The 13993-nt window shown below is 70.1% G+C and carries 12 protein-coding genes; 10 read left to right on the top strand and 2 right to left on the bottom strand.

What is annotated here, in order from left to right; all coding sequences use genetic code 11:
* Window positions 1-95 precede the first annotated feature (95 nt).
* The gene (locus AB0I54_RS47195; protein ID WP_363302586.1) at window positions 96-2855 is read right to left on the bottom strand and encodes a penicillin acylase family protein; all 2760 of its coding nucleotides are present in this window, start codon (window positions 2853-2855) and stop codon (window positions 96-98) included.
* A 226-nt stretch (window positions 2856-3081) separates the two neighbouring features.
* Here AB0I54_RS47195 and AB0I54_RS47190 point away from each other — a divergent pair, with 226 nt between their 5' ends.
* From AB0I54_RS47190 to mscL, 6 genes are all read left to right on the top strand, one after another.
* A complete protein-coding gene (locus tag AB0I54_RS47190; protein WP_363302585.1) occupies window positions 3082-4635 on the top strand; it encodes a potassium/proton antiporter in 1554 nt (517 codons plus the stop codon).
* Between the two features lie 293 nt (window positions 4636-4928).
* Window positions 4929-6221, top strand: a complete 1293-nt coding sequence (locus AB0I54_RS47185; RefSeq protein ID WP_363302584.1) for an MFS transporter — start codon at window positions 4929-4931, stop codon at window positions 6219-6221.
* A gap of 67 nt (window positions 6222-6288) precedes the next feature.
* The gene (locus AB0I54_RS47180) at window positions 6289-6615 is read left to right on the top strand and encodes an FmdB family zinc ribbon protein (RefSeq protein WP_363302583.1); all 327 of its coding nucleotides are present in this window, start codon (window positions 6289-6291) and stop codon (window positions 6613-6615) included.
* Window positions 6616-6714: 99 nt separating this feature from the next.
* Window positions 6715-7548, top strand: coding sequence for an S-methyl-5'-thioadenosine phosphorylase (locus tag AB0I54_RS47175; protein ID WP_363302582.1), 834 nt, complete (start codon window positions 6715-6717; stop codon window positions 7546-7548).
* A 244-nt stretch (window positions 7549-7792) separates the two neighbouring features.
* The gene (locus AB0I54_RS47170; RefSeq protein WP_363302588.1) at window positions 7793-8305 is read left to right on the top strand and encodes a hypothetical protein; all 513 of its coding nucleotides are present in this window, start codon (window positions 7793-7795) and stop codon (window positions 8303-8305) included.
* A gap of 102 nt (window positions 8306-8407) precedes the next feature.
* Window positions 8408-8863: a large conductance mechanosensitive channel protein MscL gene (gene mscL, locus AB0I54_RS47165; RefSeq protein WP_363302587.1), complete on the top strand. Its 456-nt coding sequence runs from the start codon at window positions 8408-8410 to the stop codon at window positions 8861-8863.
* A 25-nt stretch (window positions 8864-8888) separates the two neighbouring features.
* Here the strand turns inward: mscL and AB0I54_RS47160 are convergent, their stop codons facing one another.
* Window positions 8889-9065 carry a hypothetical protein gene (locus tag AB0I54_RS47160; protein WP_363302581.1) on the bottom strand — a complete coding sequence of 59 codons (177 nt, stop codon included), beginning with the start codon at window positions 9063-9065 and terminating at the stop codon, window positions 8889-8891.
* Window positions 9066-9171: 106 nt separating this feature from the next.
* Between AB0I54_RS47160 and AB0I54_RS47155 the strand changes: the two genes are divergently transcribed.
* The 4 genes from AB0I54_RS47155 (at window position 9172) to AB0I54_RS47140 (ending at window position 13868) form a co-directional block, all read left to right on the top strand.
* A complete protein-coding gene (locus AB0I54_RS47155; protein ID WP_363302580.1) occupies window positions 9172-10413 on the top strand; it encodes a low temperature requirement protein A in 1242 nt (413 codons plus the stop codon).
* A 39-nt stretch (window positions 10414-10452) separates the two neighbouring features.
* Complete coding sequence (locus tag AB0I54_RS47150; RefSeq protein ID WP_363302579.1) at window positions 10453-11481, top strand: P1 family peptidase; 1029 nt, start codon at window positions 10453-10455, stop codon at window positions 11479-11481.
* Between the two features lie 244 nt (window positions 11482-11725).
* A complete protein-coding gene (locus AB0I54_RS47145) occupies window positions 11726-12946 on the top strand; it encodes an Ig-like domain-containing protein (protein ID WP_363302578.1) in 1221 nt (406 codons plus the stop codon).
* 175 nt (window positions 12947-13121) lie between these two features.
* A complete protein-coding gene (locus AB0I54_RS47140; protein ID WP_363302577.1) occupies window positions 13122-13868 on the top strand; it encodes a DUF6227 family protein in 747 nt (248 codons plus the stop codon).
* Window positions 13869-13993: the final 125 nt, after the last annotated feature.

Below are 13993 nucleotides of genomic sequence, written 5' to 3'. Positions count from 1 at the left end.
TCCGATCTCTCATCCCCTGGAAGTCTGCCGCCTCGGCCACGCGCTCGCCCGTCCCTCGTCGTCGTCAGTGGTCGTCGGAATGTGCGGTCAGCGGCTCACGGCTTGAGGACGAGCGTGTCGCTCGTGCCGGCGTCGACCGCCTTCGACGAGAACGACCACGGCAGCAGCTCGCCCTTGGCCCACTTGCCGGTCTGGTCGGTGTAGTGGGCGCTGTAGGCGTGCCCGGAGGCCCCGGTCAGGTTGATCCACTTGGACTTGTCGAGATCGGCGAGGTTGACCACCATGCGCATCGACGGCACCCACACGACGCCGTAGCCGCCGGCCGCGTTCCAGCCGGACGCGTTGACCGCCGCCTCGCCGCCGCTGAGCCTCCAGGGGCCGCGGTTGAGGACGTACTGCAGGGCGCCCGGGCCCTCGGTGCCCAGGGTCTGGTTCTTCAGGAACAGCCGGTGCAGCCGGCCCCAGCTCCAGGTGTCGATGTCCTTGCCGAGCTTGGCGGTCAGCTCCCAGCGGGCGTCGATCAGGGCGCGCTTGAACAGCTCGTCGCGGTTGTCGGCCTTGGGGCGGTCACCCACTCCGGCCGGCGCCTTCCACCAGTCGCTGTCCGGCTTGTCCATGAGCTTGCGGACCACCTCGAACCAGCGGTCGCCGCCGTCCGGCTGCGCCTGGTCGGCGTCGCGCTCGCCGCACTCGCGCACCTTGGCGTCGTCGTCCACCGGGCCGGTGTTGTCGATCTTGTCCACCCACAGGCACTGGCCCTTGACCCGCAGCTCCTTGGGCATCTTGTTGCCGAAGGCGAGCTTGAGGATGTTGCGCCAGACGGCGTTGAAGTAGGCGGCCGCCGCGGAGTCGGCGTCCTGGGTGTAGTCCCAGCCCTCCAGCAGCTTCTGGGCGTCGCGCACGTCCTTGTCGCCGAGGTTGATCTTCAGCAGCTTGGGCACGAGCAGCTTGGCGATCTCGCTGCTGTTGTCCAGCTGCATCTGGCGCATGTCGTCGGTCGAGATCTTGCCGTCGCCCTTGATCTTCGACTCGATCAGATCGGTTATCCGCTGGCTGCGGGCGCCGTAACCCCAGTCCGTGGTGAGCGTGTAGGGGTACTTGTCCTTGTCGACGACGGCCTGGTTGGCGGTGACGATGTAGCCGCGCGAGGGGTTGTACTCGTAGGGCAGTTCGTCCTGCTTGAGGTAGCCGGTCCAGCGGTACTTGGAGTCCCAGCCCGGGGCCGGGATCGAGCCGTCGTCGCCCTGCGCGCGCGTGGGGATCTTTCCGGGCAGGGTGTAGCCGATGTTGTCCTTGTCGGCGTAGATCAGGTTCTGCGAGGGCACGTCGAACAGTGCGGCCGCGGCGCGGAAGTCGTTCCAGTCGCCCGCCCGGTCGATGGCGAAGACGGCGTCCATGGTGGTGCCCGGCTGCAGGGCCGTCCACTTCAGGGCGATGGCGTAGCCGTCGCCGCGGTCGGGTGCGGCGGTGTCGACGGTGGCCCTCCTGCCGACCTTGACGAGTTCGTCGTCGCGGTCGGACAGCAGCGGCATCCCGTCCGCGGTGCGGCGCACGACGATCTTCTTGGACTCGCCCCCGGCGACCTTGATCGTCTCCTCGCGGGAGGTGAAGGGCTTGACCTTGCCGTCGTACAGGTAGCCGTCGCCGCTGAGCTTCTCCAGGTAGAGGTCGGTGACGTCGACCCCGGAGTTGGTCATGCCCCACGCGATGTCCGCGTTGTGGCCGATTATGACGCCCGGCATGCCGGCGAAGGTGTAGCCGGTGACGTCGTACTGGCACTTGGCGGAGACCGTGCGGCAGTGCAGGCCCATCTGGTACCAGACGGACGGCAGCGAGGGCGACAGGTGCGGGTCGTTGGCGAGCAGCGGATGCCCGGTGATGGTGTGGCTCCCGGCCACGACCCAGGAGTTGGAGCCGATGCCCTGGCCGTTCACTCCGACGGCCGCGGGGACGTCGTCCAGGACCTTGTAGAGGCCCGCCAGCTGGCTCGTGAGGGCCGAACCCGCGGTCGACGAGTTCGAGGTGCCGGTGGCGCCCGTCGTGCCCTGTGTGCCGCTCGTGGCGCCGCCCTGCCCGAACGTCTTGGTGACCGCGTCGTACTGGCCGGTCCGGACGATCGCCTTGTGGCGGCCGTACGGGTACTCGGGGTACAGGTCCGCGATCTGCTGGGGGCCGAGGCGGCTGGTCATCAGGGCGCGGTCGATCTCGTCCTGCATGTTGCCGCGCAGGTCCCAGGCCATCGCCTTCAGCCAGGAGACCGAGTCGACCGGGGTCCACTGCTCGGGCTTGTAGTCGTTGGTGAACCCGAGTGCGGCGTACTCCAGGGAGATGTCCTTGCCGTCCTTGCCCTCCAGGTAGGCGTTGACGCCCTTGGCGTACGCCTGGAGGTACTTCTTCGTGGCGGCCGACAGCTTGGAGTCGTACTCCTGCTTGGCGATCTTGTCCCAGCCCAGGGTGCGCAGGAACTCGTCGTTCCCGACCTGGCCCTTGCCGAACATCTCCGACAGGCGCCCGGAGGTCATGTGGCGGCGCACGTCCATCTCGTAGAACCGGTCCTGCGCCTGGACGTAGCCCTGCGCCATGAACAGGTCCTCGTCGGACGAGGCGTAGATCTGCGGGATGCCGTAGCCGTCCCGCTTCACGTCGACGGGACCGGAGAGGCCCTGGAGCGTGATCGAACCCGTGGTCTGCGGGAAGGAGGCACGGACCGTGCTGATGGACCAGTACGCCCCGTAGGCGACGCCTCCGATGATGGCCAGCACCAGCACGAGCACGATGAGTCGGGCTTTGCGCCCCTTCTTCCTGCCGGACTTGCCAGGCGTGTCACCCGTTGAGGCGGTGGTGTTGGGGGGCATCGCTGTCCTTGCTGTCCTAACGCGAGCGGCGAGGCGTGCTGTCCTTTTGAATGAGCGCTGGAGCAACCATAGGCGCAGGGCCCTGTGCCACTTGACGCGGAGTCGGTGAACCGGCGCGCACGGACGTTCGATCTTGCCTCGTGGAGCGTCAAGAAAACGTCAAGAGTTAGGTAAGGTAACAAAGTACTTGGGTGCGGAATGCCGCAGCCTCGGGTCTTGTGTACGTGTGCCCGCGTGTCCCCCGCGCGCGGGGCAGTGGAGGGAACCGCCGCTGACTGTCCACCACCTCAACCAGCTCCTGCTCGTCTGCTCCCTCGTCCTGCTGATCGCCGTCGCGGCAGTGCGGATCTCCTCGCGCAGCGGGCTCCCCAGCCTGCTCATCTACCTGGGCATCGGCATCCTCATCGGCCAGGACGGCATCGGCCACGTCCACTTCAGCAACGCCGCGATGACCCAGGTCATGGGGTACGCGGCCCTGGTCGTGATCCTCGCCGAGGGCGGTCTGGGCACGAAGTGGAAGGACATCCGGCCAATCCTCGGCCAGGCCTCCGTCCTGGCGACGGCGGGCGTCGCGATCAGCGTCGGGGTCACGGCGGCGGGCGCGCACTATCTGGTCGGCCTTGACTGGCGGCAGGCGCTCATCGTCGGCGCGGTGGTCTCCTCGACGGACGCGGCGGCCGTCTTCTCGGTCCTGCGCAAGATCCCCCTGCCCGCGCGCGTGACGGGCACGCTGGAGGCGGAGTCCGGATTCAACGACGCCCCGGTGGTCATCCTGGTCGTCGCCTTCTCCGCGGCCGGCCCCGTCGAACACTGGTACCTGCTGCTCGGCCGGATCACCCTGGAACTGGCCATCGGCATCGCCACCGGCCTCGCGGTCGGCTGGCTCGGCGCCTGGGGACTCAAGCGCGTCGCCCTGCCCGCCTCCGGCCTCTACCCGATCGCGGTGATGGCGATCGCCGTCACCGCGTACGCCGCCGGCGCACTCGGGCACGGCAGCGGCTTCCTGTCCGTCTACCTGGCGTCGATGGTCCTCGGCAACGCCAAGCTCCCGCACTGGCCGGCCACGCGCGGCTTCGCCGAGGGGCTCGGCTGGATCGCCCAGATCGGCATGTTCGTCCTGCTCGGTCTGCTCGTCACCCCGCACGACCTGATCGTCGACTTCTGGCCGGCCCTGATCATCGGGCTGGTGCTGACCGTGGTCGCCCGCCCGCTGAGCGTGGTCCTGAGCCTCACGCCGTTCCGGGTGCCGTGGCCGGATCGAGCGCTGATGTCATGGGCGGGACTGCGCGGCGCCGTGCCCATCATCCTGGCGACCATCCCGATGGTGAACGGCGTCCCGGGCAGCCGGCACATCTTCAACATCGTCTTCGTGCTGGTCGTCGTCTACACCCTCGTCCAGGGGCCGACCCTGCCCTGGCTGGCGCGCGCGCTGGAGCTCGGCAAGGACACCGAGGCCGCCGACCTCGGCATCGAGTCGGCGCCCCTGGAGCGGCTGCGCGGGCATCTGCTCTCCGTAGCGATCCCCGAGGGCTCGCGGATGAACGGCGTCGAGGTCAACGAACTGCGGCTGCCCGCCGGGGCGGCCGTCACCCTCGTCGTGCGCGGGGGAGAGTCGTTCGTGCCCCTGCCGACGACGGTGCTGCGGCACGGGGACGAACTGCTCGTGGTCGCCACGGACCGCGTCCGGGACGCCGCGGAGCGCCGGCTGCGCGCGGTCGCCCAGGGCGGCAAGCTGGCCGGATGGCTCGGCCTCGGCCGGAACGGCACGAGCTCCCGTTAAGGGCCTGTTTCATACGGTTCACACCACTGCCAATCCCAGGTGAACGCGCCCGATGGTGCTCGTTTTCACAGGTGTACGGCGAGTTGCCCCCTGTACGATGAAGGCACCCTGATCGAACCAACTCTGCCTGACGCAGAGCTGGCGCGACCGTATGGCGGCCGGACCGCTCTCCTCTGAACGTGGGCGCCGGTATCTACCGCAGTTCCGCGCAAGAGGACAGCTCTCGGCGCACCCCGCACGGCGAACCAGCCGGACAAGGGGCCGCGCTACCAGGCGGCAGAAAGGCACGGGCCGTGGCATCCACGGTCACCACCGAGCCGTCGAAGAACTCGGCCGCACCGTCCCGCCCGGGATATGGACAGCTGCTGCGCACCCGCGGCGCCTGGACGTTCCTGCTCCCCGGCTTCGCGGCGCGCCAGCCGTTCGCGATGCTCACCCTCTCCATCGTGCTGCTGGTGCAGCACACCACCGGGTCCTACGGCGCCGCGGGCGCGGCAGCGGCCGCCACCGGTGTCTCCATGGCACTGTTCGCGCCCTACAGCGGCCGTCTCGCCGACCGCTACGGCCAGCGCGCCGTGCTGCTCCCGGGCATCCTCGTCCACACGCTGTCCGCCCTGACCCTGACGGCGCTCGCCCTGGCCCACGCGCCCCTGTGGGCGCTGTTCGTCGCGGCGGTGCCCACCGGCGCCTCGGTGCCGCAGATCGGCCCCATGGTGCGCGCCCGCTGGGGCGTGAAGCTCCAGGACTCGCCCCTGATGGCCACCGCGGCCGCCTTCGAGTCCGTCACGGACGAGCTGACCTTCGTCGTCGGCCCGCTGCTGGCGACCGCGCTGTGCACCGCCGTGGACCCGGCCGCCGGCCTGATCACGGAGGCCGCGCTGACCCTGTTCGGCGGCCTGCTGTTCGCCGCGCGGAAGAGCACCCAGCCGCCGGTGACCGACGCCGGGCACGCGCGCGTGAAGCAAGTCTCCGCGCTGCGCGTCCCCGGGGTGCGGGTGCTGGTGGTGACCTTCCTGGGCATCGGGTCGGTCTTCGGCGGCATGCAGGTCGGCCTCGCCGCCTTCACCGAGTCGATCGGCGAGCCCGGCCTGAACGGCGTCCTGTACGGCACCTTCGCGGCCGGCAACATGCTCTCCGGGATCGCCTGCGGCGCGATCGCCTGGAAGGTCGCCCCGCAGCGGCGCCTCGTCCTCGGCTACACGGCCCTCGCGCTGACCGCCTCCGCCCTGTGGACCGCCCACTCGGCGCTCGTCCTCGCGGGCCTCGGCCTCCTGGTCGGCATGTGCATCGCCCCCGCCCTGATCACCGGCTACACCCTGGTCGAGGGCCTGGTCCCGGCCGGTGCCCGCACCGAGGCCTTCACCTGGCTGACCGGCGCGGTCGCCCTGGGCCAGGCGGCCGCGGTCACCGTGGCCGGGCAGCTGGAGGACCGCCTCTGGGACGGCGCCGGATTCCTGGTTCCGATGGCCGGCACCGTGCTCGCCCTGGCGACCCTGGTGGCGCTGCGCTCGCTGCTGGCCACCCGGCCGCGGACCCGCACCGTCGCACGTGGCGTCGGTCACCGCGTGCCGGTGACGGTGGACTGATCCCCGGGAATACGTCACTATGGACCGTCGTTAGCACTCATCGAGTAAGAGTGCCAGGAGGAAGACAGTGCCGACGTACCAGTACCAGTGCACCGAGTGCGGCGAGGGCCTTGAGGCGGTGCAGAAGTTCACCGACGACGCCCTTACCGAGTGCCCCAACTGCGGTGGCCGCCTCAAGAAGGTGTTCTCCGCGGTCGGCATCGTCTTCAAGGGCTCCGGCTTCTACCGCAACGACAGCCGCGGCTCCTCGTCGAGCAGCAGCCCGGCGTCGAAGTCCTCGTCGAGCACCTCCTCGTCGGCCTCGACCGGTTCGACGAGCTCGTCGAGTTCGTCGAGCTCCTCGGCGTCCGACTCGAAGCCGTCGTCGAGCTCCACCAGCAGCTCCGCCGCCTGAGACTCCTCCCCGCAGACCCTGCCGTCGCCCGACGGCAGGGTCTCGGTGTTCCCCGGGACCGGCTCCCCCACGTTTGCGCAGCCAGCTAATGTGCTCGTCATGGCGAACGCAGAGATCGGTGTGATCGGCGGATCGGGGTTCTACTCGTTCCTCGACGACGTGACCGAGGTCCAGGTGGACACCCCCTACGGCGCACCCAGCGACTCCCTCTTCCTCGGCGAGATCGCCGGCCGACGGGTCGCCTTTCTGCCCCGGCACGGACGCGGACACCATCTGCCGCCGCACCGCATCAACTACCGCGCCAACCTCTGGGCCCTGCGCTCCCTGGGCGTCCGCCAGGTCCTCGGGCCCTGCGCGGTCGGCGGTCTGCGCCCCGAGTACGGGCCCGGCACGCTGCTCGTGCCGGACCAGTTGGTGGACCGCACCAAGTCCCGGGTGGGCACGTACTTCGACGGGCTGCCGCTGGCCGACGGCACCGTGCCGAACGTGGTGCACGTGTCGCTGGCCGACCCCTACTGCCCCACCGGGCGGACCGCCGCGCTGAAGGCCGCCCGTGGCCGGGACTGGGAGCCCGTGGACGGCGGCACGCTGGTCGTGGTCGAGGGGCCGCGCTTCTCCACCCGCGCCGAATCGCTGTGGCACCAGGCGCAGGGCTGGTCCGTGGTGGGCATGACCGGCCACCCGGAGGCGACGCTCGCCCGTGAACTGGAGCTCTGCTACACGTCCTTGACGCTCGTCACCGACCTCGACGCCGGCGCGGAGACCGGCGAGGGAGTCTCGCACGAGGAGGTCCTGCGGGTGTTCGCGGCCAACGTCGACCGGATGCGGGGCGTCCTGTTCGACGCGGTGGCGGCACTGCCGGACAACGCGGCGCGGGACTGCCTGTGCGCGAACGCACTCGGCGGGATGGATCCGGGGTTCGAGCTGCCATGACCACGGGATTCGAGCTCCTGTGACCGCGGTCTGACCACGGTCGGGTGAGCGAGTTGTCCACAACCCGCCAGTAGCCCACCGGCTCCGGCGAGCTTCGGCGCGAGGCCTCATCGTGGTTTCGCAAGCCGATTCCTCGTCGCAGGTGGTGGTCCCCGTGCCCGTCGCTCCGTCCCCGTCCTTCCCCTCACCCTCATCCTCGCCTTTTCCCTCTCCCTTCCCCCCTCCCCTTCCCTCCCCGCGCCCGCTGGGCACCGACGCTCCCGCCACGTGCGAGGTCCCGCACTTCGCGCCGGTGCGGGTGCGCGGCGGGCGGTATCGGCTGCAACGGCTCGTGCGGCATCGCCGGCGGGCCGTGGCGGCGGGGCTCGCCGTCACCGCGGCAGCGCTCGTGGCCGCCGGACCACGCGCCGGGACGGATCGGGACCAGGGCGAGCGGGCACGCGGGCATCCGGTGGCGGAGCCCGCACGACGTCACCGTGCGGTGGAGGTGGTCACCGCGCCCGTGCGGATCGCGGATGCCGCCACCGTCCGGCTGCTGCGGCCCGGCGACCGGGTCGACGTGATCGCCGCCGAGGACCCGGCCGCGGGCGGGGATGCCCGGGTGATCGCGCGCGGTGCGCGGGTGACAAGGCTCCCCGAGCCCCTGGACGGCGCCGAGGAGAGCGGGGCACTGGTCGTGCTCTCGGTGCCGCGCTCGACCGCGGCACGTCTCGTCGGCGCGAGCGCGACCGCCCGGCTGGCGGTGACGCTGTGCTGAGCACCTCACCATCGCACTGGACAGGATGGCGGCATCGTGCCGTAGGTTGCGGAGCGTTTCGTTCCACACCCTGTGCGCGCGAGGAGAGTCCCCGAGGTGAGCATGAAGAAGGAACCGAGCATATGGGAGGGCTTCAAGGCCTTCCTGATGCGCGGCAACGTCGTCGATCTGGCGGTCGCGGTGGTCATCGGCGCGGCCTTCACGAACATCGTGAACTCGCTGGTGAAGGGCATAATCAACCCGCTGGTCGGCGCGATCGGCACACAGAACCTCGACAACTACCGCTCGTGCCTGAGCTCGTCGTGCCAAGGCACCCACGGCATCCAGTTGCTGTGGGGCTCCGTCCTCGGTGCCACGCTCAGCTTCGTGATCACCGCGACGGTGGTCTACTTCCTGATGGTGCTGCCGATGGCGAAGTACCTGGCCCGGGTGGAGGCCCGCCGCAAGGCCCGGGAAGGCACGCAGGAGGTCATCGAGGTGACGGAGCTGGAGGTGCTCCAGCAGATCCGCGACGAGCTGATCGCACAGCGCGGCGCCGCGGGCCGCGGCGAACGGTAGCGGCACGGTTCTCGCCCGGGCGGGCTCAGAGGTGGTGGGGCGGCTTCTCGTCGAGGAACCGCTTCAGATCGGCGGCGCTGTCGCCGTCCCCGCGCTCGCCCCAGCCACGGTCCGTGTCGTCCGAGGACTGCTGGTTCAGCGGGTCGTCGAAGACCAGCGCGGACTTCGGGTCACGCGGCTCGGGGGCGGGGTCGCTGCTCATGCCTCAAGGGTACGGGCCCGCGTCCCTCGCCCCGCCTTTCGTCCCCCGGTCAGCTTGTGAATCCATGCACAAGATTTCGGTGAATTTTCATGCTGTGCTGGGAGGCATGATGTCGAGTTCCGCTTCGGCGCCCGCCTCCTCCCCGGGCGGGCAGCAGCCCCTTGGACCCCTGCGCCGGCTCACCGCACGCGGGCGCGACGAGGCACACCGTGTCGCCTCACCGCTCGAGCTCTTCTTCGACCTGTGCTTCGTCGTGGCCATCGCACAGGCCGGCGTCCAGCTCGTGCACTCCGTGGCGGGGGGTCACGCGGGCCACGGCATCCTGAACTACGCGTTCGTGTTCTTCGCCATCTGGTGGGCATGGATGAACTTCACCTGGTTCGCCTCGGCGTACGACAACGACGACGTGCTGTACCGGGCCGTCACACTGGTCCAGATCGCCGGCGTCCTCGTCCTGGCCGCCGGTGTCTCCCGGGCGTTCCAGGACCACAACTACCTGGTGGTGTTCCTCGGCTACATCATCATGCGGCTGGCGATGGCCACGCAGTGGCTCAGAGCCGCGAGATCGGCCCGGGGCGCGGAGAGAACCATGGCCCTGCGGTACGCCGGCGGGGTCCTGGCCTGCCAGGTGGGCTGGGTCGGCCTGGTGCTCCTGCCGGAACCCGCGCGCCCCTGGCTGTTCCTGGTCATGGTGATCGCGGAGTTGTGCGTGCCGGTGTACGCGGAGCGGGCCTGCGCCACGGCCTGGCATCCGCACCACATCGCCGAACGGTACGGGCTGTTCACGATCATCGTGCTCGGCGAGACGATCGCCGCGGCCACGGTCGCCGTGAAGTCGGCCGTGGACGAGCACGACGCGCTGGGCGAGCTGCTGCCGATCGCGGCGGGCGGACTGCTGATCGTCTTCTCCGCGTGGTGGATCTATTTCGCGGTGCCGATCCACGGGCATCTGCGCTCCAACAGGCAGTCGTTCCTGTGGGGCTACGGCCACTACCTGATCTTCTCCTCGGCCGCCGCGATCGGCGCCGGTCTGGAAGTGGCGGTCGAGCAGGCGGTCGGCAAGGCGCACATCTCCGTCCTGTCCGCCTCGGCGGCCGTCACCCTGCCGACGGCGCTGTATCTGCTCACGGTCTGGGCGCTTCACTCGCGTCACTTCAAGATCGGCACAGCCCAGCAACTGGTCCTGCCGGCCACGGCGCTGCTGGTGATCTGCTGCACCTTCCTGGGCGACTGGGCGGTGCTCGCGGCGGGCCTGGTGTCGGCACTGGCCGTGGTGACGGGGGTGATCCTGACGGCGCGGACGGGCGCCCGCGAGGGCGAGGCGAAGGCGACCGCGACCGCGGCGTGACCCCTCCCGCGCGGCCCGGGCCGGTACAGACTGGCTGCCATGACAGTTGACGCATTGACGGACGTGGCCGGACTGCGGGTGGGGCACGCGACACGCAGCGGCGACGGCTGGCTCACGGGCACCACGGTGGTCCTCGCTCCCGAGGGCGGCGCCGTCGCCGCCGTGGACGTGCGCGGCGGCGGTCCCGGCACCAAGGAGACCGACGCGCTCGACCCGCGCAACGTGGTGCAGAAGGTCGAGGCGGTCGTGCTGACCGGCGGCAGCGCGTACGGGCTCGACGCGGCGTCCGGGGTGATGGCCTGGCTGGAGGAACAGGGGCGCGGAGTGCCGGTCGGGCCCGACCCGGCGCATGTCGTCCCGGTGGTGCCCGCCGCCTGCGTCTTCGACCTCGGCCGGGGCGGCAACTTCCGGGCCAGGCCGGACGCGTCGACGGGCCGGGCGGCGGTCGAGGCGGCCGCGGCGAGCGCACCGGGCGCGCCGGTGCCGCAGGGGTGTGTGGGGGCCGGTACGGGCGCCGCGGTGAAGTGGCTGAAGGGCGGGGTCGGCACCGCGAGCACCGTCCTGGACTCGGGGATCACGGTGGCCGCGCTGGTGGTCGCCAACGCCGTGGGATCGGTGCTGGATCCGGAAACGGGGGTGTTGTACGGGGAGTTGTTCCAGGGGCGGGTGGAGTATCCGGAGGCGCGGGTGCACGAGGCGGCACGCCGGCGCCTTGCCGAGGCCGCCGCGAAGAACGCCCCTCCGGTGCTGAACACCACGCTCGCCGTGGTCGCCACCGACGCGGAACTCTCCAAGGCGCAGGCGCAGAAGGTGGCCGGCACCGCGCACGACGGCATCGCGCGCGCCGTGCGCCCGGTGCATCTGCTGAACGACGGCGACACCGTGTTCGCGCTGGCCACGGGAGCGCGCCCGCTCGACGCCGAGCGCCCGCTCGCGCTCAACGACATCCTCGCAGCCGGCGCGGACCTCGTGACGCGCGCGATCGTCCGCGCCGTACGCGCCGCGGAGTCGGTGGACGGGCCGGGCGGAACGTGGCCGTCGTACGGGGAGTTGTACGGCTCCCGGTAACGGGCCGCTGTCTTCCTCTGCCGTCCTCTGCCGTCCTCTGCCGTTCTCTACCGTCCCCTGCCGTCCTCTTCGGCCCTCCTCGGTCCTCTGTGGTCTTCTCCCGTCTTCTGTCGTCCGCGGATTGTCCTGGTTCTGTCACGTGGTGGTGTTCAGGGGAGTTGGAGGGAACCTGCGCGGGCTTCGGTTCCCTCTTTCTCCACGCACTGGAGCGGATCACCCACATCACACGAACCTGGAGCAGCCCGTGACAACGCCGGACATTGCAGCGCGGCGCGCACTGGGGGCCTGTGCCGCCCTGATGGTCGGCGCCCTCACCCTCACCGCCTGCGGCGGCAACGCCAGCGCCGAGAGCGACGACGCGAAGGGCGGCAAGGGCTCGGCCAAGACGTCCTCGCCGCAGATAGCCATCTCCGCCAAGGACGGCTCGACCAGCGCGTCCATCAACGCCACCGGCGTGAAGGTCAGCGGCGGCAAGCTGACCGAGGTGAAGATGACCCTGGCGGGATCGGGGCAGGCCGTGCCGGGCACGATCTCGGCCGACGGCGCCACCTGGAAGCCGAAGGAGCAGCTGGAGCGCGGGACCAAGTACCAGATCTCGGCGACCGCGAAGGACGCCGACGGGCATACGTCCGCGGCCAATTCCATCTTCACCACGGTGACGACGGCGAACAGCTTCATCGGCACGTACACGCCGGACAACGGCACGACGGTCGGTGTGGGGATGCCGGTGTCGTTCAACTTCGACAAGGTCATCACCGACAAGAAGGCCGTGCAGTCGCACATCACGGTCACCTCCAGCAGCGGCCAGCAGGTGGTCGGCCACTGGTTCGGGGCACAGCGGATCGACTTCCGGCCCCAGAAGTACTGGGAGGCCGGCGCCAAGGTCACGATGAAGATCGACCTGGACGGGGTCCAGGGCGCGAAGGGCGTCTACGGCGTGCAGAAGAAGACGGTGACCTTCACCGTCGGGCGCTCGCAGGTCTCCACGGTCGACGTCAACACGCAGACGATGACGGTGGTGCGGGACGGCAGGACGGTCAAGTCGGTCCCGATCTCGTCGGGCAGCCCGGAGCACACGACGTACAACGGGCAGATGGTGATCTCCGAGAAGTTCGTGCAGACGCGCATGAACGGATCGACGGTGGGCTACGGCGGCGAGTACGACATCTCGGACGTGCCGCACGCGATGCGCCTGACGACGTCCGGCACGTTCGTCCACGGCAACTACTGGTACAACCAGGGCAACCCGCCCTTCGGCCGCGAGGGCACCAGCCACGGCTGCGTGGGACTCCAGGACGTGCGGGGCGCGCAGGGGAGCACGACCGCCAAGTGGTTCTACGACAACTCGCTCATCGGGGACGTCGTGGTCGTGAAGAACTCCCCCGACAAGACGGTGTCCCCGGACAACGGTCTCAACGGCTGGAACATGTCGTGGAGCGAGTGGCAGGCGGGCAGCGCCGCCTGATCGGGAAGTGCCTTCCGACTGGCTTGTTCTGACGGGTTGTCGGGCCGCGCGGGAACCATTAGCACGGCCCGCGCGTTTTCCTGACGTACGTTTTCTCGGTTCCCGGACATGATGTCCGACCGAGGGGCTACGGTATGCACCCACAAGGTGACATGCAGCAACGCCGGGAGCAACCTTGAGCGTTCCGTACGAGACGACAGCGTACGAACCAGCCGAGTCGCCCGAGTCTCCGGAGGAGCACCTCGCGCGGCTCCTCCGTCGTGCCCTGAACTCCTTCGAGCTGCCCGACGAGGCCATACGACAGCTCGACTGCGCGCTGGCGCACGACAGTTCGCTGCACTCCGCGCACCACAGCTCGGGGCTGCACCGCGAGACGTACCGGCACACCTGGCTGCTCTCCGACGGCTCGGCCGTCACCCTCTGGGAACTGGTCCACAACACCGCGCCCGGCAGTGAGCCCCAGCACGAGGTGTATGTGGACGAGGAGGAGCTGCGCGCCGCGACCGCCCGGCTGCCGCTGCCGCCGGACGCGCCGGACTTCGAACTGCCGGTGCTGACACAGCTGTCGCCGATTCTTGAGCCACGACACGTGTATGTTCCGGACGACTCCGCGGACCACGCGCGCCGGCTTCTGCGCCGCGCGGAGAACCCGGACCGGCCGGGCACGGAGATGGCCGCGCTGCTGACGACGGCGTTCGCGCACCAGATCACCCAGGCCTTCGGCCGCCCGGGGCGGGCCGGCCGGGCGGGGCTGTGCTTCTCGCTCTACGAGCACGCGTTCCTGCTGCGCGACGGCGAGGAACTCTCCCTCTGGGAGGTCGAGCACACGGCGACGCCCGACGGTCGGCACATGTGCGAGGTGTACACGTCGGAGGACGCGGCCCGCGACGCCATGGAGCGCCGGGCGGCACGGCAGGCCTGAGGTGCTCCCCCGAGACGCTTCCCTTCAGGCCTAGGGCCCTTCTGATGGCTCTTGCTTGAGTGGGTGGATCAGCGCTCGGGTTGGGCAGGAGCGTCTTATGGTGCGGCGGCATGAACTGACGGACG

This window comes from Streptomyces sp. NPDC050625 (assembly GCF_040654755.1).
Classification (GTDB): Bacteria; Actinomycetota; Actinomycetes; order Streptomycetales; family Streptomycetaceae; genus Streptomyces.
Note: the sequence above shows the minus strand (reverse complement) of the source record. Positions and strands in the feature narration are given on the sequence as shown.